We start from the raw sequence: 19,299 nt of genomic DNA on the forward strand, positions 1-19,299 counted from the left end.
TTTTCTGCGATCGAGCGACCATCATTAATTTTTAGACTTGCTGTAAAGTTGAAACATACTCCAAAACCTCTTGCACGTGCCCTGGAACCTTGACACCCCGCCATTCTTTCCTCAGGGTACCCTGAGTATCGATCACAAAAGTACTGCGCTCAATGCCCCGCACTTGCTTACCATACATATTCTTCATTTTCATGACATCAAATTGATTGCATACGGTTTCATTAACATCACTCAACAATTCAAACGGAAATTGCATTTTCTGCTTGAAGTCAAGGTGCGATTGAACGCTATCTCGGGAAATTCCAACGATGATGCAATTCTTTTCGGTGAAGTTATTCCATTGATCGCGAAAATCTTGACCTTCCGTGGTGCAGCCTGGCGTATCGTCCTTGGGATAAAAATAGATGACTATGTGCTTGCCCAAATGCTGTGCTAACAAAAACTCCTCAGCACCGGTCGAGGGTAAACTAAAATTCTCAACAGGATGATCGATCTTTACCATGATTCGTCCTCGTTAGGGAATTTGCTTATCAATGACAATCGAGATGTCATTGTGACCAAGTTTGACAGGTTCACTGAACCCTTGGAGATCGCCGCTCGCAGGCACAGCCTGGCCTGATTTGGATATCCTTGCTTCTATCACAACTTCCGGGAAACTCGACATTTTCATTGTCGGTGTCATTGCCATATCATCTGTCAATGTAAATGATGCAGGCAAATCGCTAACCTTCAGTCGTAAAATGGCCAATGGCATTTTGGGCCCCGATTTAGCGCGCGCGTAAATGAATAAAGTATCACTTGAGGCAGCTTTGGAGGACAGTTCGGGTTTGATGGCAACCCGCCCCGAAACCGATGTAGAGTTCCCCGTAGGGGTGTCAGTATCATTTTTGACGGGTTGGATATTCGTCTCCACCGGTTCAGGCGCCGCAACGGGTTGCTCAGACGTTTTCCCTGTTCCATTGGAAGCAAGCAGCTTAGCTTCAGCAATGCTGTCTTTGATGGATTTAACCAATGGCGTATCCGGTGGAATGCTCGCCAATAATTTCTCCCAATGTGCTGAAGCTTGAGTGTAGTGTCCTTGTTCAAATTCCGCATGACCCGCAAGCGCTAAGGCAGGGGGAAATTGTGGATCAATCGTTAAGGCTTGATATAACAATTCCGTGGGTTTACCCGCCAACGTGCCATTATTTTTCATGGCCAAGACACGTGCGTATTCACTCAGAATCTGTGGATTATCGGGTACCAATTCAACTATTTTTGCGTACGTATTAGTAGCTTCGGTATATCGTTCCATGCTGCTATAAGTACGCCCAAGCATGACCCAACCTTCAATATCGCCAGGATTAGCGCTGAGTCTTGAAATGAGGCCTTCCAGGGCGGCAGAAAGATTCTCGTGCCCTTGGGGATTTTCACCACTGTTACTTTGCTTCATCTGTGTTGCACTGGCAAGTTGCGCTTGCGGTAACAGTCCTCTGGTTTCTCCCACCATAAGATATAGGGAAACTGCTGCCAGCGGCAATATCAAGGCGATAAGAACCGATATCGCAATATTATGAATTCTTTTGGTTTTACCAATCGAAAACGTTTCTCCATCAGGAATATCCTGCAACATGCGTTGCTGGAGTTCTTGCTTACTTTTGTCATACTGCTCCTGAGTCAGGATATCATTGCGCAAGTCATTTTCAAGTTCAGCCAATTGATCACGGTACACCGTGATATTGACCGCATCATGTTCCAGATTTGCTTGTTGTATATCCCTGCTTCGCATCAAGGTCGGGATGATGAACAGCAGCGCTGTGACTATAAAAATACCAGAAATAACCCAAAATGACGTCATACCTTCTTACCTTTTTTTTCATCCAATAGTGCTTCAGCTTTCTTAAGCTGATCTTCCGATAAGGGAACGTCCTCAATCTGCTGACGCCGGCGCTTCAGATACACGATCAGCGCACCAAACCCTATCAAGAACAATGCAACGGGACCAAACCACAAAAGAACAGTAGTGGGTTTGATGGGGGGATTATAGAGAACGAAATCGCCGTAGCGGTCGACTAGGAATTGAACGATCTCGGGATCACTCTTGTTTGCTTTGATCTGCTCACGAATTTCACGCCGTATATCGTTTGAAAAATCAGCCCGTGAATCAGCAATGGATTCATTCTGGCATACCAGGCAGCGCAGATCCATCGTCAATGCAAGCATTCGTTTTTCAACTTCCGGATCCTCAGCTACAGGAATGGCTTCTTTCGACAACGCTAATGAGGGGATGATGACCAACAAGAACAACATACAGCAAATGATTCTATTTAACTTCAAAGTCATCAAGTAATTAGAAAGCGCATAATTTTTAATCATATGAAATCCATGCCTCAAGCCTGTTTTTGTAGTTCGAGAATGAGCGGAAGGATTGTTTTCTGCAGCGAATCAACCGTTACCGGACCGATCTGTTTGTGTCTAATAATTCCCTTTTTATCGATCACGTAGGTCTCAGGGACACCATAAACGCCGTAGTCAATGCCTACTTTGCCATCCGAATCAACGATGCTGATCGCATAAGGATCACCATACCGCTTCAACCATTGGATGGCAGTGGTGCGCTCATCCTTATAATTCAGACCGTAGATGGGCACCACCCCGGAATTGGCTAACTGAACCAGCAACGGATGCTCATCACGGCAAGCCACACACCAGGAAGCCCACACATTCAATAACCAGACCTTGCCCAAATTATCACCGGAAGCCATCATCTTGGCGGGGTCGTGCAACTGAGTCAACTCAAATACCGGCGCCGGTTTATCAATAAGCGGCGATGGCACTTGTCGAGGATTCAACGTCAGCCCTACTAACAAAAACGCCGCCAGTATCATAAAACCAATGAGGGGAAGCAAATATCGCATCATACTTTTCTAGTCTCCGGCGACAGAACAGAATGACTGATGGATGAAGTTACTGTGCCAGCCACTGGAATTTCGTCATTGGAGCTCTTCGTTTCGGCGAGCTTGGTCACAGTTACGTTCGTTTTGCTCACTTTGAGTCGATAACGACGATCTGTCACAGAAAGTATCCCGCCAATCGCCATCAATAAGCATCCTAACCAAATCCAATCAACGAAAGGTTTATGATACGCACGAACAACCCAAGCGTTATTGGCCAATGGCTCACCCAGCGCGATATAGAGATCACGGAATAGACCGGTATCAATGGCTGCTTCAGTCATCGCCATACCGGATGCATTATAGGTGCGTTTCTCTGGATGCAGCGTGCGGACGATCTTATCGTCATGAATGACGGTGATATCGCCACGAACTGCTTTATAGTTGGGACCGACGACATCGCTTGTTCCATCAAATTGAAATGTATAGCCACCCACGGTCACTTTGCTGCCGATATCCATGCGCACATCTTTTTCAGTTTCATAGCCATTCACCAGAGTTACACCGATGATGAACACCGCCACCCCGATATGCGCGCAATGCATGCCGTAATAACTACGAGACTGCCTCGCCAATTTCGTGAAAATATTTCCTTCTCCACTATTACTGAGGCGATGCTTCAAATTAACCACCGCGCACAGCACGACCCAGAATGCCAACAACAAACCAAAACTCACCAGTGGCTTCCATTCCCCCATGAAATAAGGAGTAACCAAAGCAGAAATGACGCTGACGGCAAATGCCCAACGCAAACGCACCGCCAATGCTGGCAAGCTCATCTGTTTCCACCGTGCAATCGGACCAATGCCAATCAAGAAAATGGCCGGCGTCATCATCGGCACAAATACGGCTTCAAAATAGGGAGGGCCTACCGATAGTTTGCCTAGACCGAGCGCATCAATGATTAGAGGATATAACGTGCCAAGCAGTACGCTGCCTGCCGCCACCAATAATAAGATGTTGTTTGCAAGTAACAGAGACTCCCGCGAAAGAAGATCAAATTTCCCCCCCAGTCCAACTTTAGGAGCACGCCAAGCAAACAAAATTAAAGAAGCGCTAATGACAACCACGAGAAAAACAAGAATAAATACGCCACGGGCCGGATCTGTTGCAAACGCATGCACAGAGGTTAATACACCCGATCGCACCAAGAAGGTTCCCAACAAGCTCAACGCAAAGGTGCAAATCGCCAGCAAAACTGTCCAGCTCTTGAAACTGCCGCGTTTCTCGGTCACTGCCAGAGAATGCACCAAGGCAGTTCCCACTAACCACGGCATAAATGACGCATTTTCCACTGGATCCCAAAACCACCAGCCTCCCCAGCCCAGCTCATAATAGGCCCACCAGCTTCCCAGCATGATTCCACACGTCAGAAATACCCAAGCTACGATGGTCCAGGGGCGCGACCAGCGAGCCCATGTGGCGTCTAGCCTTCCACTCAACAGGGCGGCAATCGCAAACGCAAAGGCTACCGAGAAACCCACATAACCCATATACAGCATGGGCGGATGTATCACCATGCCTGCGTCTTGCAATAATGGATTTAAATCACTGCCTTCCATCGCTGCGGGTAATAAGCGATCGAACGGATTCGACGTGAAGAGCATGAACAGAAGAAAACCTACGCTCACTAGGCCCAGAATGCCGAGTACCCTCGCGACGATGTCATCGGGTAATTGCTTACTGAACACGCTGACAGCAACTGACCAGCTCGCCAACATCAACACCCATAGCAATAAAGAGCCTTCATGCGAACCCCAGGTGGCCGCTAATCTATAATGAAACGGTAATTCAGTATTAGAATTCCTTGCGACATTCTCTACCGAAAAATCACTGCTGACGAATGAATACCCTAGACACAAAAAGGCAATCAACACAAACACAAATTGTCCTTGAACCACAGGTCTGGCCAATGCGATCCAGGAAGGAATGCCGCGCGTAGCGCCTATAATCGGAAGCGTCCCTTGCGTAATCGCCAGCAGCAAAGCAAGGATGAGAGAAAAGTTACCAATTTCTGGAATCATGATTTATACACTATAAGTTAATGATTTTATGATAGACAACAAACCTGACGAATCAAAGGAGTATGTTCTAAGAATATGAATGCATTATTGAATAAGTGAAGCTTTTTGTGCTTTGGCTGCTTGTTCCAAAGCCTCTGCTGCTTCTGGAGGCATATAGTTTTCATCGTGCTTGGCAAGGACTTCGTCGGCCTGGAATATGCCATTGGCTGATATTTTTCCTTGAGCGACGATGCCTTTACCTTCTCTGAATAAATCGGGAAGGATACCGGTATACATGACCGGAATGGTTTCGACTGTATCAGTCACTGAAAAGCGAACGGTGGTGCTGCCTTCTTCACGTTGTACACTGCCTTCTGTAACCAAGCCGCCGATTCGAAAGCTTTTTCCAATGGGTGCTTCTTTAGCAACAACTTGGGATGGACTGAAGAAAAAAACCAGATTACTTTGAAACGCGTTTAATACCAAAACCGAAGCTACACCCAATGCCGTAACTGCTGAAGCAATGATTACAAGTTTCTTATGACGTGGTTTCATGTGTTGTCTCTTTTTTATTGATATCGTGAGTCAGACCATACTGTTTTTCTAAAGTTCGGTGACGATTTTTAATCAAAAGTATCTCTCCGACGATACAAATCAATGTCACACCATACGAACCCCAAACATAAAGGCCATATCCCCCCATTGAAAAAAATTCAGATATATTTGACCAATTCATGATACGGTTCCCTTTTTTTGCAGTCCTGCCACCCACGCAGTATGGCTCTCGCGTTCCAAGATAATGATGCGCGTCCGCTTCAATATGACGGCGATCGAGTACATCCAGCTCGCAAAGACCATGATCAGCATGCCTGCCAACATCGTCGTAGCCATCGAAGGCGCTTGATTAACGCTCACAGATGCGCCCTGATGCAAGGTATTCCACCATTGCACCGAAAAATAAATGATCGGAATATTTACCACCCCGACTAATGCAATGATTGCCCCGGCTTTATCCGCTCTGCGGGGATCGTCGATGGCTGCCTGTAAGGACATAAATCCAATATAGAGAAACAGCAGAATCAATTCGGATGTCAGTCGGGCATCCCATACCCACCATGTACCCCACATCGGTTTTCCCCACAATGATCCGGTCCATAATGCAATAAAAGTAAACATAGCACCGGTTGGAGCAATGGCTGAAGCAAACATTGCCGACAATCGGGTATTAAAGGCCAGACCGATACCTGCCCAAAAAGCCATCACGACATATAAAAACATGGACATCCACGCAGCAGGAACATGAATGAAAATAATTCGATAAGCTTCGCCTTGCTGAAAATCGGTAGGGGCGACAAAAAAACCGACATAAAGCCCTGCAGCCAGCAAAATGATCGCAATCACAGTAAAAAAAGGAATCATTTTGCCTGCCAGCGAATAAAAGCTTGCAGGAGATGAATATTTGAACCAATTAATTGCCATATTTAAATTTTAAATTCTTTATAGTTATCAGAGTCCTGAATTCTACTCTACAGTGTTCGATGCGTTTTTTAGTCGCCAATTTTATACCAAAAACACTAAATCACGAATGGCTTTCTCTTCACAATTCAGACCGTGAAAAACGGAGGAGCAAAAGCTTATGAAGCAAAAATATTCCATAATCGCAGTCAATAAAGCTGCAGAGCCTATTCCAATGACACCTTCAAAGAAGAAGCCGCCGCCCACGGCGCAAATACCAGCGACACCAGAAGGAAAGCTCCAATCAGCGATAAGTGCGCATCAAACCCAACTCCTGCCATGCTGGCTTCCACCGCACCTGCCCCAAAAATCAAGATGGGAATATATAAAGGCAAAACCAGCAATGAAACCAATACCCCGCCACCTCGCAATCCCAACGTCAATGCTGCACCAATGGCACCAATCAGACTGAGTACAGGCGTACCCAGTAATAAAGAAATTGTCAGAATAGCTAGTGCATCTCCGGGCAAATCATATTGAATTCCCAATACCGGCGCCATCAGAACCAGCGGGATTCCGGTGACTAACCAATGCGCAAGAGCCTTACCGAGCACCAGCAACGATAACGATTGAGGAGACAGCAACATTTGTTCCAATGTACCGTCTATATAATCGTTGGAAAACATTCTTCCTAGCGACAACATTGAAGCAAGCAAGGCTGCAACCCAAACTATGCCTGGCGCCATTGTGCGCAACAAATTCATTTCCGGCCCCACACTCAAGGGGAACAGGCTCACTACAATAATGAAGAAAAACAATGTCGTTAACACATCGGATTGACGACGTACCGCCAGCAACAAATCGCGTTTAATGATCCATATAAGCATATTAGGCCAATTGTAATTCCATGATTGATGCGGCAGAAATGTCGATTTCCTGGTGTGTCGTCATGACTACCATGCCTCCTTGTTGCAAGTGTTCTTCCAGTACTCCCCGAACTAGCTTGACAGCCATCACATCCAGCGCGACGAGAGGCTCATCCAAAATCCATAGGGAAGTTTTACATACCAGCAGACGAGCCAGAGCAACGCGACGCCTTTGACCCTGAGACAACACTTTGACAGGCAGCGCTTCCCTTCCTTTCAACCCAATATAGTGCAGCGCATCGTTAGCTTGTTCGGTACTGATTTCCATACCGGCGAGCGCGCTTGAGATTTGCAGATTTTCCAGTACCGTCAAATCGTCCTTGGTGCCGCTCAAATGACCGATGTAGGTAACTGCTGCAAAAAAATCGCTATCTAAAGCACGAATATTCTGGTCTTCCCAGAGGATGTCACCTGCTGCCGGATGCGATAATCCACATAACATGCGTAGTAAGCTTGTTTTACCGCTGCCATTCGGCCCACGCACCTGCATCAACCCACCGGATTCAAGCAAGAAATTGATATCTTTGAATAATTCGCGATCTCCGCGAACACATGCGAGATTAATTCCTTGCAACATATCGGAGTTTATCGGTGAGATGGAATAAAAGCGGATAATTATAGCGTGTTGACAGTGTTCATAACAGCACACTTCCAACTATTTGCCAATTATAGCTATTACTTGAAATAAAGAGGCAGATTCAACAAATTCGGTTGGAATGCTGACACAGTGGGTATGGGACGGACTGTCGAGTGACAAAATCAAACTATCTTTTTTAGGCGCACATTAAATCTACTAGTACTCCCAACCAAATGATCAATAATGTTTAAAATCAAAATTTCGAGTATACTGCCCCGCGGCTAGATTGATTCAGTGAACAGCATTTTGCTGCATCAATCTGTTGATTAAAATATCAAATAATATATTTATAAATAATTAATTGGCATCCGCTAAGGAGAACTTATGCACAAATTTTTAGCAAACGCTTTATTATTCTTAGTATTTTCTCTATCTCATACCGCGTTTTCTCATGAAGGAGAAGATCATGACCACGATCATTCTGATTCACAGTTAGAAAGCGGCCATGGTTGGCGTGTTGTTCGTGCTATCGAGATGGGTACCTCTGGAAAATTAGTTCATATGATACTGGTCGATCATGATGTTCACACCGACAAAACTGTCTATAGCGCTGCGATTAACAGACTCTGCCGCACTGACGATGAATTTTGCAGAATCCGATTCTGGAGTCAGGAGCGATACATTCCAGAAAAAGTATCGTTGACTACGGAACAAAACAAGCAACTGAAGGCTGAATATGTCGTCAATAAAACTGCCGGTATTCATCAATTGCGCTGGTCATGCAGTGTCAATCCTGTCAAAGGTCAATGTTTCTAAAAGCAAAGCGTTAGCCGCGATGCCAACACGTATCACCGAATCTATAAAAACCGCATCTTCTCCCTCGCAATAAGGAAATTCTGAAAAAGGTAGCGAGCGGACTTCAGGCAAAACACAATCAGGTTCAACACGCGCAGTGTATAAAATAAAAAGTGAGCTTTTGAACCTGATCCTTAACTCAAACGCTCGGTAAAACCGAGCGCAGTAGATTGTTAGCTTCTTTACGATTAGATATGGAGAGCACGCTTATCGACATCCAATGCGGCTTCGTGGAACACTTCCGATAGCGAAGGGTGGGCATGGACAATGCACGCAATATCCTGGCTGCTGGCGGAAAATTTCATCGCCATGACCGCCTCAGAAATAAGCTCGGAAACATGGGGACCTATCATATGCACGCCCAGCACACGATCCGTTTGTTCGTCCGCTAATACCTTGATAAATCCGCTGGTTTCCCCCATCGCTCGGGCTCGACCGTTGGCAATGAAGGGAAATTGACCAACTTTATAGGCAACTCCGGCAGCTTTCAATTCCTGTTCATTCTTTCCCGCCCAGGCAATTTCCGGAGCTGTATAAATTACCCAAGGTATGGTATTTAAATCAATGGCTTCAGTGTCGCCTGTTAGACCTTTTTCAATATGTTCGATCATTTCCGCCACGGCAACACCTTCTTCGGAAGCCTTGTGGGCTAACATCGGGCCTCGAACCACATCGCCAACAGCATACACATGATCAAGATTCGTACGGCAGAATTGGTCAACCACGATGAATCCTCGATCATCCAATAATAGTCCATTCTCTTCGGTGCCCAGTCCCAATGTATTGGGAATGCGACCAATCGCCACGATTAATTTATCGACTTCCAACGTTTGCTGCTCATTGTTGGAATTGCTGTAATCTACGATCACAACCTGATCGGAGATCTTGACCGATTGGATCGTAACACCGGTATTGATGTGCAAACCGGTTTCCTTGGTAAATATATTTTTGGCTTCTTTGGCAACTTGCTCATCCGCAGCCATCAAAAATCCTGGCATCGCCTCCAAAACGGTTACCTCTGCACCCAATCTGCGCCATACACTGCCCATTTCAAGACCAATCACGCCGGCTCCGATCACGCCCAGCCGTTTAGGAACCTCAGTCAACGCTAAAGCACCGGCATTATCAAGAATCCTATCATTGTCAATCGGTGCAAACGGCAAAGGCCGTGGCGTCGACCCCGTTGCCACGATCACATGTTTAGCCTCAATGATTTCAGACTGACCGTCATCAGTGACTTTTATCTGCCATGTCGTTGTCGCTCCTTCACGCTTCAACAACGTTCCTCTGCCGTGCATGGACTTAACCTTATTTTTTTTGAAGAGTGATGCGATCCCCATCGTGAAGGTGGTAACGATCTTATCCTTGCGCGCTATCATGACCGGGATATCCATCGATACACCCTCGGTAGCGATGCCGTGAACAGAGGCTTTATGCCGAATGTGATGAAAATTCTCCGATGATTCCAATAAAGCCTTGGATGGGATACACCCTACATTCAAGCAAGTTCCTCCAAGACTGGGCTTGCTCTTGGCATTTTTCCATTCATCAACGCATACAGTATTCAAGCCCAATTGCGCGCAACGAATTGCCGCCACATAGCCCCCTGGTCCTGCCCCTATCACAGCTACATCAAATATTTCAGCCATAATTAAACCTTCAAACTTATAAAAAACTTCCAAAAAATTCTAGACTAAAAGACAAGTCCTGCGAATGCACCGATGAACGAACAATTTATGTCCAAGGTAATTCTTCGCTTTCACAACCAATGACACCAATTTCTTTGATCGCTTGAACATATTCTCCATTTTCGCGTAGTTTGGTCATTGAACCAAACATATTCCGCGCATGCATATGAGCAAGGCGCGCCATGCTCAACGCGGACATTTCCCACTTCAGTGACGCCAGGACTTCGTCGGCACCCGCAGAATCATTGCATACCAAGACCATATCGCAGCCCGCATTCAGCGCCGACTGCGCCCGTAAGCACATCGATGGCAAATACTTTCCAGCCCCGCGCATACTCAGATCATCGCTGAAGATACAGCCTTCAAATTGCAATTCAGTACGTAGAATTCGCTGCAACCAAACTGTGGAAAAACCGGCCGGCTTCGGATCTACTCTTTCGTAGATGACATGCGCTGGCATGATTCCCGCCAATCCATGCTCTATCATGCTCTGGAATGGAATTAAATCCTTAATGGCAATATCTGCATATTCGCGCGTATCGACCGCTATTTCCAAATGAGAATCGGCCTCAATATAGCCGTGTCCAGGAAAGTGCTTGCCAACCGCCACCATACCTCCCTTCTTGAGGCCGATCATCAAATTTAGCGCAAGCGATGACACAACATGAGGATCAGGATGAAAAGCGCGATCGCCAATCACGCTGCTTTGTCCATAATCGAGATCTAGTACCGGCGTGAAGCTAAAATCAACGCCACAGGCATTCAATTCCGCTGCGAGCACAAAACCGGCTTGCTGCACGAGATGACGGGCGCGGGTCGGTTGTCTGTCCCAGATTTTTCCAAACTCGCGCATCGCAGGTATGCGCGTGAAATCGTCTCGAAAACGCTGTACGCGCCCTCCTTCATGATCAACCGCAATCAACAAACGTGGATTCCGTAGGCCATGGATTTGCTGGGTCAGTTCTGCCAGCTGATACTGATCGGAATAATTGCGCGAAAACAGGATGACTCCTCCAGTCAGAGGATGTTGCAACCGCCGGATATCGTCCTCCGTCAGTTGCGTACCGGCAATATCCAACATAACGGGACCGAGTGACATCGTTATTTTTCCAGCACGACGAAAGCACATACCATATTAATCTCATCGCTGATCGAAAGATGATGCTGCGTGATGCCTTTATCACTCATCAATCGATTCAGATCTGGATGAAATTCAAAGTAAGGCTTTCCTAGATCATCGTGGATGATCGATATATAACTTAAATTGACTGGATGGCGCAAACCCGTTCCCATCGCTTTCGACAACGCTTCCTTAGCCGCAAAACGGCTGGCAAGAAATAATACCGGTTTACTGCTGACATGATATTCGAGCCACTCGTCGTCGGTCAAAATGCGCCGCGCAAAGCGTTCGCCGAATCGATCCAGGGATTGCGCTATCCGCGCCGACTCAACGATATCGGCGCCAATCCCAAAAATCATGCGCGTGCCTCAATCATCAACTGCTTCATTTCCGCCACGGCTTGCTTAAAGCCGACAAAAATTGCCCGTGCGACAATAGCATGCCCAATATTCAGTTCAGATATTTCGCAAAGGGCGGCAATGGCCTGAACATTCTCATAATGCAAGCCATGACCCGCATTCACTTTTAGACCACAGTCCATGCCTATTTGAACAGCTTTCTGCACCGCACGGAATTGCTCCTTTTGCGTATCAGGCGTCACAGCATCCGCGTAATTACCGGTATGAATCTCTATGGCCGGTGCGCCTGCCCGGGCAGCTGCTTCAATTTGCAATGGATCAGCGTTGATGAACAGCGATACCCGGATGCCTGCTTCTGCCAATCTCTGGCATACTCGCTTGATCTGATCAAAATGCTTGACCACATCTAGCCCGCCTTCAGTCGTTAATTCCTCGCGCCTTTCCGGCACCAAACACATATCCTCAGGCTTGATTTTCAATGCGATCGCGATCATCTCATCGGTTACCGCGCTTTCTAAATTCATCCGGGTAGTTAAACGCTCACGCAGGATTTCGACATCCCTATCCTGAATATGACGCCGATCCTCCCGCAAATGCAAGGTAATCGCATCTGCACCCGCTGATTCGGCAATCAACGCAGCCGCTATGGGGTCAGGATAGGTCGTGCCGCGAGCTTGACGAAGCGTTGCCACGTGATCAATATTGACGCCCAATTCAATCATGATCAGTGCCTCCAAAAAAATCCTGATTATTTTGTATATTATTCATAACCCAAGTTTCTCAATGCTGCTTCATCATCAGCCCAGCCACTCTTAACCTTGACCCAGACCTCCAGGTAAACTTTTTCTCCAAATAAACGCTCCATATCCTTGCGGGCTTCACTGGCGATCTGTTTTAATTTTTCACCTTTTTTCCCAATGATAATCGCTTTTTGATTGGGTTTTTCAACCAATATGGTGGCATGTATTTTATGCAAACTGCCTTCCAGTTTGAACTGATCCACGACAACCGTTGCTGAATAGGGAATTTCATCGCCAATTAAACGGAATAGTTTCTCGCGAATGAATTCTCCAGCAATGAACCGCTCACTACGATCGGTTATTTCATCCTTGTCAAAGAAAGGTTGATTGAGGGGCAAATACGCTCGGATAGTTTCCAGCAATTGAGTCAGTTGAATTTTTTTCTCAGCACTTACCGGTATGAGGGCCGCGAATCTAGCAGTATCAATTTTGCTTAAGAATGGCAATAACTGACTTTTGTCGGATAGGTGATCGATTTTGTTGATGACTAAAATAATCGGAATATGTGCAGGAAGAATTTTCAACACATCCGCATCGCGCTGATTAAACTGCATCGCTTCTATGACGAATAAAATAGCGTCCACGTCAAGCAGGCTCTGTGACACTACGCGGTTCATCGCTGTATTGAGCCGATTGGTATATTGTTTTTGAAAGCCCGGGGTATCGACGAAAATATATTGGGTTCGGTGGTCGGTCAGAATGCCGTTGATCCTGAAGCGCGTGGTCTGTTCTTTTCGTGAAGTGATACTGACTTTATGTTGCAGTAGATTATTTAATAATGTGGATTTACCTACATTCGGACGTCCGATGATTGCAATGTACCCAGTGCGGAAATCGGCATCGGTCGTCATTCTGGTTGAGCGTAATTGAAGCGCATCTGATCTGTAGTCAAGCAGATTCAAATCAAGGATTAATGATAAAAGCAAACTTCTTGGTAGGCCAATTTTGCTGCTTCCTGCTCTGCACCCCGGCGGCTTGTTCCTTCACCGATAGTTCGAATATTGAACATCGGTATGAGACATTCAACTGTGAACCATTGTTTATGCGCTTTACCGGCCGTGGTCACGACAGTATATTCTGGTAATGCCAATTTCTGGCTTTGCAAAAATTCCTGCAATAGAGTTTTTGGATCTTTACCGTGTCCATTAAGATCCACTTTCTCGATTAGAGGTAAATATAGCCTCTTCACGACGATTTCTGCGTGCGTGTAATCACTGTCCAAATAAATGGCCCCCAGAATTGCTTCGAAAGCATCAGCCAAAATGGATGAACGATGACTGCCACCACTTTTCAATTCGCCCTCACCAAGACGAATAATTTTATCCATTTGCAAACTGAGCGCCAGTTCCGACAGCGCTCGCTGATTGACGAAACTAGCACGAAGTCGAGATAGATGCCCTTCGGGTACATCTGGAAAAGAACGAAAAACTAATCCAGCGATTGCGCAATTCAATATCGCATCTCCCAGAAACTCAAGACGTTCATTATTGACGCCGGTGTGACTCCGATGAGTTAAAGCTTCTTGCAATAATTCAGATCGTTTGAAGATATATCCTAATCGTTCACAAAACGTGTCAAGTAAAAATTTTCGGTTACTGTGCATCGTTGCATCAGACAGGATTCTGCTCAAGGATTGCTGATGGCGTCAAAGTCAATCAGCAGCGATATGTTAGCGATCAGAGGAATTTTAGACGTATATTTTGCGCTCAAATTCACTCTGCCACCATCGCGGTCAATAATAATATCTTGACCATTGATGGATTTGATATTATCGATTTGCGCATATTTACTGAATGACATCCTGATTTGATTGATATCCAGATTTCCGGCATTGGCGTCTTTGGCGATCGAGGTCAGATTTTTCTCAATGACGGAATGTTCAAGATAGACCGGCACTAGTTTCATACTAAAAATCGCGCTTACGGTAAGGATGATTGCCCATACTAATAAGCTCGATAGACTCAAACCCTGCTGTTTTCGAACGTTCATCATAAATGCCCCCGAGAAAACGTGATCAGTTATTTGATGGCTAGTCCGATGCGACTGAAATCTCCAAAATTCCACCAAATCATGAATGCCTTACCCACTATATTCTGCTCCGGAACAAATCCCCAATAACGGCTATCGCTGCTGCTGTCACGGTTATCTCCCAACGTGAAGTAACTTCCTGGGGGCACTTCGCAAGTGAATCCCGTACGTCGATATTTACAGTTTTCCCGAAACTCAAATTGTCTGACATTCGAAAATTGAATTCCTTTGACATCCTGATTGACCAGTATTGAATGACTTTCTTCCGCCAAGTATTCAGAAAAACGATCAGCATATATATATCCGAAACCGGCTTCCACATATTTATAATCCCCTTCGTAGTCTGTCTGGATAGTCTCTCCATTAATAATTAATCGCTTATTATGATAAGTGATGGTATCGCCCGGTAATCCGACGACCCGTTTAATGTAATCGACGGATGGATCCTCGGGATAACGAAATACCAATACATCGCCACGCTTGGGCTCATTAATATCGATTATTTTTTTATTGATCACCGGCAACCTGATTCCGTAGGTATATTTGTTCACAAGAATGAAATCGCCTATCAATAATGTAGGTATCATAGAGCCGGATGGAATCTTGAAAGGCTCCATGACAAATGAACGTAGCGTAAATACGATCAATATGATGGGGAAAAAACTCTTGGGATATTCAATCCACCAAGGTTCATTTTCAGCGGCGCTTCGCTTTTTCTTCCACAGCAGTGAATCCAAGAGCCAGATACACCCCGTGATAACCAATAAAATAAATAAAATCAGAGGAAAATTCATAGATTTCCTTTCGAAAATCCCACATACATATCACTATAGGAATTACCGCACCAACAAATCTGGTTATCCGTTATAAGAATTCTATTTTTACCGATCATTATTTATCATCAACTTGCAAAATTGCTAGAAAGGCTTCTTGAGGAATTTCAACATTACCCACTCGTTTCATCCTCTTTTTACCTGCTTTTTGTTTTTCCAGCAACTTTCGTTTACGGGTAATGTCGCCACCGTAACATTTTGCCAACACATTCTTACGTAACGCCTTTACAGTTTCACGCGCGATGATGTGTGCCCCAATGGCAGCTTGCACCGCGATATCAAACATTTGACGTGGAATCAGTTGGCGCATTTTTTGCACGAGTTCTCGACCACGATACTGGCTACTGCTTCTATGAACAATCAACGATAGTGCATCAACCTTATCGCCATTGATCAAGATGTCCAGTTTAACCAAATCCGATGCCCGAAATTCCTTGAATTCATAGTCCAACGAGGCATAGCCACGGCTGGTCGATTTCAGTCGATCAAAAAAATCCATCACGACTTCGTTTAAAGGCATCTCATAAGTCAACATGACCTGCCTGCCCATGTATTGCATATTGACCTGATTACCACGCTTGCTGACACATAGGGTAATCACTGCACCCACATATTCTTCCGGCACCAGAATGGTCGACGTGATGATAGGTTCACGAATTTCGGCTATTTTGGAAAGATCAGGTATTTTTGAAGGATTTTCAATTTCCATCACGCTGCCATCGCGCATCAGAATCTGATAAACCACTGTCGGCGCAGTGGTGATCAAATCCATGTCGTATTCTCTTTCTAACCGTTCCTGCACAATATCCATGTGCAACAAACCAAGAAAGCCACAACGAAAACCAAAACCAAGTGCTTGCGATACTTCCGGTTCAAAATGCAAGGATGAATCGTTTAATTTCAATTTTTCCAATGCTGAGCGCAATGCATCATATTGATTCGATTCAACCGGGTACAAACCTGCAAATACCTGCGGTTTTATTTCCTTGAAACCTTGGAGCGGCTGGTCGGCCGGGTGGTTTGCAGAAGTTACCGTATCACCGACTTTTGCGGCATCCAGTTCTTTGATACCGGAGATAATAAAACCAACCTCGCCGGCACTCAGTGAGTCATGAAATACCGATTTTGGCACAAAAACGCCAACCTGCTCACATAACTGCACTGCCCTGCTAGCCATCAATAAAATCTTGTCACCGGGCTTAAGGATGCCATCCATCACCCTGACCAATATCACGACGCCGACATAATTATCGAACCATGAATCGATAATCAGCGCTTTGAGCGGTTTGGTGGGATCGCCTTGAGGTGCGGGAATTTTGGCAATCAGTGCTTCCAGCACATCAGCCACACCTTCGCCAGTTTTCGCACTCACTCGAACAGCATCCTGCGCATCGATGCCAATCACTTCTTCGATATTGCTGATGACGCGCTCAGGATCGGCGGCCGGCAGGTCAATCTTGTTCAGCACAGGGATTACTTCTACGCCCTGCTCGATCGCAGTGTAGCAGTTAGCCACGGTCTGGGCTTCAACCCCTTGCGAAGCATCTACTACCAGCAACGCTCCCTCGCAAGCAGCCAATGAGCGGGAAACTTCATACGAAAAATCGACATGACCGGGCGTGTCGATCAAATTCAACAGATAGGTTTCACCATTTTTCGCTTTATACTGCAAAGCCGCAGTTTGTGCTTTGATGGTGATTCCCCGTTCGCGCTCCAAATCCATGGAGTCGAGCACTTGCTCTTCCATTTCGCGATCGGACAATCCTCCGCATAAATGAATGATGCGATCGGCTAGCGTTGATTTGCCATGGTCGATATGAGCAATGATGGAAAAGTTTCGAATATGCTGCATCAAAATATACTCAGCAAATTGCCTTACCTATAAAGAAAACAATTGCAAAAATCAATCGTCGAATCGGAAACTCAATAGCGAAAGGGCGATTTAGGGAGGCAGCATTCTAACGAAATTTGGCTAGATAATCATCTAAAGCTGTCATATTCAAAAAATAATGACAAATTTCTTGATGATCATCAGCAGATATTAACACCGGAATTTTTTCTCCATATTGGGCAATCAATTCTGTATCTGAATCAATATCAACGATTTGCAGATCGAATGATACTTGCTGTTGCAAAGTATGCAACGCAAGTATCATATCCTGGCAAAGATGGCATTCTTCTCGCCCATAAACGATGAATCGAGGTTTCATAGAGGAAATGGTTTGATTATTTCTTATCGTCATCAGTTAACTTCATCGTGATGAAGGTGGTGATCTCCCCTCTTTTGATCAACAACGCAATGTTCTTACCACTCTTAGCCTGACTCAGCAATTCATTGAATTGGGATATACTTTCCACATCCTTGCTGTTGAATCCGAGAATGATATCGCCCAGGCGTATTCCTGAGCGGCTCGCAATCCCTGGCTGTATGTCTTCCACCAACAATCCATTGGTAATTTCCAGTTGTTTTTTCTGTTCCGCAGTAATTTCGCTTAATACCAACCCCAACCGATTGGAAGTATCAGATTTTTTATTTTGTTTTAATCGGCGAGAATCTGCACCCTCATCGGTGGAAGTCTCGCCTACTTTTATTTCAAGGGTTTTAAAAGAACCATCGCGCCATACATACACGGGTACGGTTGATCCGGGCTTTGTATTCCCTACGATACGAGGCAAATCAGCTGAGATAGCGACATCTTTTTCATCAAATTTCAAAATGATGTCCCGCGCTTTGATGCCGGCTTTATCGGCAGGACCACCTTTTTCAACGGTAACCACTAATGCGCCATTATTTTCAGATAAACCAAAAGATTCAGCCAATTCCTTAGTAACCTCCTGAATCATCACGCCTATCCTTCCACGATTTACTTTGCCATTAACCTTTAATTGATCAGCAATTTCGGTAGCAACATTGATCGGAATAGCGAATGACAGCCCCATGAATCCACCAGTTCGGCTGTAGATCTGCGAGTTAATTCCCACCACCTCCCCTTTCATATTGAATAACGGCCCCCCCGAGTTCCCAGGGTTGATCGCCACATCGGTTTGAATGAAGGGAACGTAATTTTCCTGAGCAAGAGAACGGCCTTTGGCGCTCACAATGCCGGCTGTTACGCTGTGCTCAAAACCAAAAGGTGAGCCGATCGCCACTACCCACTCACCAACTTTGAGGTTCTCAGGATTTCCTTGCGCAACAATGGGCAGATCCGTAGCATTGATTTTGATTAAGGCAATATCGGTCTTTCGATCGGTACCAATCACTTCAGCTGCAAACTCACGTTTATCATTGAGTTTTACCGTAATCTCATCGGCAGTTTCCACCACATGCGCATTCGTCAAAATATAACCATCGGAACTAATGATAAAACCAGAGCCTAATGAGCGAGGTTCGGATCTCCTCGGGGCAGGAAAAGGCTGCATATGCTTCTTGAAAAACTCATAAAAGGGAGAATTTTCCGGAATACCCGGTAACTCCGGAAGCATCTGGCCATTTACCGCATTCGAAGTCTGTACTGCACTGATATTGACGACAGCAGCGCTGTATTTATCGACAAGCCCGGTAAAATCCGGAAGTTCCTTAACTTGCGCAAAGACTACAGCCGACGAGAGGAATAAGAAAAATATCGCCAACTGCAGCATGTTTTTTATTTTTGCCATACCAGTAACTACAATGAATACGTTGTTCATAGTCAATCAAATAAGAATAAATTAATTTTAATATA

22 protein-coding genes are annotated in these 19,299 nt (G+C 45.4%); 1 reads left to right on the plus strand and 21 read right to left on the minus strand.

All coding sequences use genetic code 11. The features are described from left to right. Positions 1-31: 31 nt before the first annotated feature. From ABF87_RS12775 to ccmA, 10 genes are all read right to left on the minus strand, one after another. Entirely contained in the window at positions 32-502 is a 471-nt protein-coding gene (locus tag ABF87_RS12775) for a peroxiredoxin (RefSeq protein WP_160829504.1), read from the minus strand. 12 nt (positions 503-514) lie between these two features. Then, the gene (gene ccmI / locus ABF87_RS12780) at positions 515-1,837 is read right to left on the minus strand and encodes a c-type cytochrome biogenesis protein CcmI (protein WP_160829505.1); all 1,323 of its coding nucleotides are present in this window, start codon (positions 1,835-1,837) and stop codon (positions 515-517) included. Next, complete coding sequence (locus ABF87_RS12785; protein WP_240143676.1) at positions 1,834-2,289, minus strand: cytochrome c-type biogenesis protein; 456 nt, start codon at positions 2,287-2,289, stop codon at positions 1,834-1,836. Before ABF87_RS12785 ends, ccmI begins: the two co-directional genes overlap by 4 nt. A gap of 80 nt (positions 2,290-2,369) precedes the next feature. Next, a complete protein-coding gene (locus ABF87_RS12790) occupies positions 2,370-2,900 on the minus strand; it encodes a DsbE family thiol:disulfide interchange protein (RefSeq protein ID WP_160829506.1) in 531 nt (176 codons plus the stop codon). Further along, positions 2,897-4,957 carry a heme lyase CcmF/NrfE family subunit gene (locus tag ABF87_RS12795; RefSeq protein WP_160829507.1) on the minus strand — a complete coding sequence of 687 codons (2,061 nt, stop codon included), beginning with the start codon at positions 4,955-4,957 and terminating at the stop codon, positions 2,897-2,899. The genes ABF87_RS12790 and ABF87_RS12795 overlap by 4 nt, the downstream gene beginning before the upstream one ends. Before the next feature lie 84 nt (positions 4,958-5,041). Continuing rightward, the gene (ccmE, locus tag ABF87_RS12800) at positions 5,042-5,491 is read right to left on the minus strand and encodes a cytochrome c maturation protein CcmE (protein WP_160829508.1); all 450 of its coding nucleotides are present in this window, start codon (positions 5,489-5,491) and stop codon (positions 5,042-5,044) included. Then, positions 5,475-5,672: a heme exporter protein CcmD gene (ccmD, locus tag ABF87_RS12805; RefSeq protein ID WP_160829509.1), complete on the minus strand. Its 198-nt coding sequence runs from the start codon at positions 5,670-5,672 to the stop codon at positions 5,475-5,477. The genes ccmE and ccmD overlap by 17 nt, the downstream gene beginning before the upstream one ends. Then, positions 5,669-6,415 carry a heme ABC transporter permease gene (locus ABF87_RS12810; protein WP_160829510.1) on the minus strand — a complete coding sequence of 249 codons (747 nt, stop codon included), beginning with the start codon at positions 6,413-6,415 and terminating at the stop codon, positions 5,669-5,671. The genes ccmD and ABF87_RS12810 overlap by 4 nt, the downstream gene beginning before the upstream one ends. A 203-nt stretch (positions 6,416-6,618) precedes the next feature. Then, positions 6,619-7,278 (minus strand): heme exporter protein CcmB, encoded by a 660-nt coding sequence (gene ccmB, locus ABF87_RS12815; RefSeq protein WP_160829511.1) that lies wholly within the window; start codon positions 7,276-7,278, stop codon positions 6,619-6,621. Between the two features lies 1 nt (position 7,279). Further along, positions 7,280-7,894, minus strand: a complete 615-nt coding sequence (gene ccmA / locus ABF87_RS12820; protein WP_160829512.1) for a cytochrome c biogenesis heme-transporting ATPase CcmA — start codon at positions 7,892-7,894, stop codon at positions 7,280-7,282. A 384-nt stretch (positions 7,895-8,278) separates the two neighbouring features. Here ccmA and ABF87_RS12825 point away from each other — a divergent pair, with 384 nt between their 5' ends. Beyond that, on the plus strand, positions 8,279-8,710 hold the full coding sequence (locus ABF87_RS12825; RefSeq protein WP_160829513.1) for a hypothetical protein: 432 nt from the start codon (positions 8,279-8,281) through the stop codon (positions 8,708-8,710). A gap of 227 nt (positions 8,711-8,937) precedes the next feature. On the opposite strand, the gene lpdA is transcribed toward ABF87_RS12825, so the two are convergent. The 11 genes from lpdA to ABF87_RS12880 form a co-directional block, all read right to left on the minus strand. Further along, complete coding sequence (lpdA, locus tag ABF87_RS12830) at positions 8,938-10,398, minus strand: dihydrolipoyl dehydrogenase (protein ID WP_160829514.1); 1,461 nt, start codon at positions 10,396-10,398, stop codon at positions 8,938-8,940. An 85-nt stretch (positions 10,399-10,483) separates the two neighbouring features. After that, complete coding sequence (gene nagZ / locus ABF87_RS12835; protein ID WP_160829515.1) at positions 10,484-11,536, minus strand: beta-N-acetylhexosaminidase; 1,053 nt, start codon at positions 11,534-11,536, stop codon at positions 10,484-10,486. A gap of 2 nt (positions 11,537-11,538) precedes the next feature. Beyond that, on the minus strand, positions 11,539-11,916 hold the full coding sequence (gene acpS / locus ABF87_RS12840; protein WP_160829516.1) for a holo-ACP synthase: 378 nt from the start codon (positions 11,914-11,916) through the stop codon (positions 11,539-11,541). Then, positions 11,913-12,638 (minus strand): pyridoxine 5'-phosphate synthase, encoded by a 726-nt coding sequence (gene pdxJ / locus ABF87_RS12845; RefSeq protein WP_160829517.1) that lies wholly within the window; start codon positions 12,636-12,638, stop codon positions 11,913-11,915. Before pdxJ ends, acpS begins: the two co-directional genes overlap by 4 nt. Positions 12,639-12,676: 38 nt before the next feature. After that, a complete protein-coding gene (gene era / locus ABF87_RS12850) occupies positions 12,677-13,567 on the minus strand; it encodes a GTPase Era (RefSeq protein ID WP_160829518.1) in 891 nt (296 codons plus the stop codon). A gap of 59 nt (positions 13,568-13,626) precedes the next feature. After that, a complete protein-coding gene (rnc, locus tag ABF87_RS12855) occupies positions 13,627-14,319 on the minus strand; it encodes a ribonuclease III (RefSeq protein WP_164503240.1) in 693 nt (230 codons plus the stop codon). A gap of 23 nt (positions 14,320-14,342) precedes the next feature. Further along, positions 14,343-14,708, minus strand: a complete 366-nt coding sequence (locus ABF87_RS12860) for a DUF4845 domain-containing protein (protein ID WP_160829519.1) — start codon at positions 14,706-14,708, stop codon at positions 14,343-14,345. 26 nt (positions 14,709-14,734) lie between these two features. Continuing rightward, a complete protein-coding gene (gene lepB, locus ABF87_RS12865) occupies positions 14,735-15,538 on the minus strand; it encodes a signal peptidase I (RefSeq protein WP_160829520.1) in 804 nt (267 codons plus the stop codon). Positions 15,539-15,635: 97 nt separating this feature from the next. Beyond that, complete coding sequence (gene lepA / locus ABF87_RS12870) at positions 15,636-17,432, minus strand: translation elongation factor 4 (RefSeq protein WP_193568015.1); 1,797 nt, start codon at positions 17,430-17,432, stop codon at positions 15,636-15,638. Between the two features lie 103 nt (positions 17,433-17,535). Then, positions 17,536-17,820 (minus strand): glutaredoxin family protein, encoded by a 285-nt coding sequence (locus ABF87_RS12875; protein WP_205012701.1) that lies wholly within the window; start codon positions 17,818-17,820, stop codon positions 17,536-17,538. Continuing rightward, positions 17,804-19,216 (minus strand): DegQ family serine endoprotease, encoded by a 1,413-nt coding sequence (locus ABF87_RS12880; protein ID WP_160829540.1) that lies wholly within the window; start codon positions 19,214-19,216, stop codon positions 17,804-17,806. The genes ABF87_RS12875 and ABF87_RS12880 overlap by 17 nt, the downstream gene beginning before the upstream one ends. Positions 19,217-19,299: the final 83 nt, after the last annotated feature.

It is taken from the genome of Nitrosomonas sp. JL21 (assembly GCF_009833095.1).
Lineage (GTDB): Bacteria > Pseudomonadota > Gammaproteobacteria > Burkholderiales > Nitrosomonadaceae > Nitrosomonas.

Bases quoted from the DNA above. Each gene is read 5' to 3' on its own strand.
- ABF87_RS12775 (WP_160829504.1), bottom strand. From the start codon at position 502: ATGGTAAAGATCGATCATCCTGTTGAGAATTTTAGTTTACCCTCGACC.
- ccmI (WP_160829505.1), bottom strand. From the start codon at position 1,837: ATGACGTCATTTTGGGTTATTTCTGGTATTTTTATAGTCACAGCGCTG.
- ABF87_RS12785 (WP_240143676.1), bottom strand. From the start codon at position 2,289: ATGTTGTTCTTGTTGGTCATCATCCCCTCATTAGCGTTGTCGAAAGAA.
- ABF87_RS12790 (WP_160829506.1), bottom strand. From the start codon at position 2,900: ATGATGCGATATTTGCTTCCCCTCATTGGTTTTATGATACTGGCGGCG.
- ABF87_RS12795 (WP_160829507.1), bottom strand. From the start codon at position 4,957: ATGATTCCAGAAATTGGTAACTTTTCTCTCATCCTTGCTTTGCTGCTG.
- ccmE (WP_160829508.1), bottom strand. From the start codon at position 5,491: ATGAAACCACGTCATAAGAAACTTGTAATCATTGCTTCAGCAGTTACG.
- ccmD (WP_160829509.1), bottom strand. From the start codon at position 5,672: ATGAATTGGTCAAATATATCTGAATTTTTTTCAATGGGGGGATATGGC.
- ABF87_RS12810 (WP_160829510.1), bottom strand. From the start codon at position 6,415: ATGGCAATTAATTGGTTCAAATATTCATCTCCTGCAAGCTTTTATTCG.
- ccmB (WP_160829511.1), bottom strand. From the start codon at position 7,278: ATGCTTATATGGATCATTAAACGCGATTTGTTGCTGGCGGTACGTCGT.
- ccmA (WP_160829512.1), bottom strand. From the start codon at position 7,894: ATGTTGCAAGGAATTAATCTCGCATGTGTTCGCGGAGATCGCGAATTA.
- ABF87_RS12825 (WP_160829513.1), top strand. From the start codon at position 8,279: ATGCACAAATTTTTAGCAAACGCTTTATTATTCTTAGTATTTTCTCTA.
- lpdA (WP_160829514.1), bottom strand. From the start codon at position 10,398: ATGGCTGAAATATTTGATGTAGCTGTGATAGGGGCAGGACCAGGGGGC.
- nagZ (WP_160829515.1), bottom strand. From the start codon at position 11,536: ATGTCACTCGGTCCCGTTATGTTGGATATTGCCGGTACGCAACTGACG.
- acpS (WP_160829516.1), bottom strand. From the start codon at position 11,916: ATGATTTTTGGGATTGGCGCCGATATCGTTGAGTCGGCGCGGATAGCG.
- pdxJ (WP_160829517.1), bottom strand. From the start codon at position 12,638: ATGATTGAATTGGGCGTCAATATTGATCACGTGGCAACGCTTCGTCAA.
- era (WP_160829518.1), bottom strand. From the start codon at position 13,567: ATGACGACCGATGCCGATTTCCGCACTGGGTACATTGCAATCATCGGA.
- rnc (WP_164503240.1), bottom strand. From the start codon at position 14,319: ATGCACAGTAACCGAAAATTTTTACTTGACACGTTTTGTGAACGATTA.
- ABF87_RS12860 (WP_160829519.1), bottom strand. From the start codon at position 14,708: ATGATGAACGTTCGAAAACAGCAGGGTTTGAGTCTATCGAGCTTATTA.
- lepB (WP_160829520.1), bottom strand. From the start codon at position 15,538: ATGAATTTTCCTCTGATTTTATTTATTTTATTGGTTATCACGGGGTGT.
- ABF87_RS12875 (WP_205012701.1), bottom strand. From the start codon at position 17,820: ATGACGATAAGAAATAATCAAACCATTTCCTCTATGAAACCTCGATTC.
- ABF87_RS12880 (WP_160829540.1), bottom strand. From the start codon at position 19,216: ATGCTGCAGTTGGCGATATTTTTCTTATTCCTCTCGTCGGCTGTAGTC.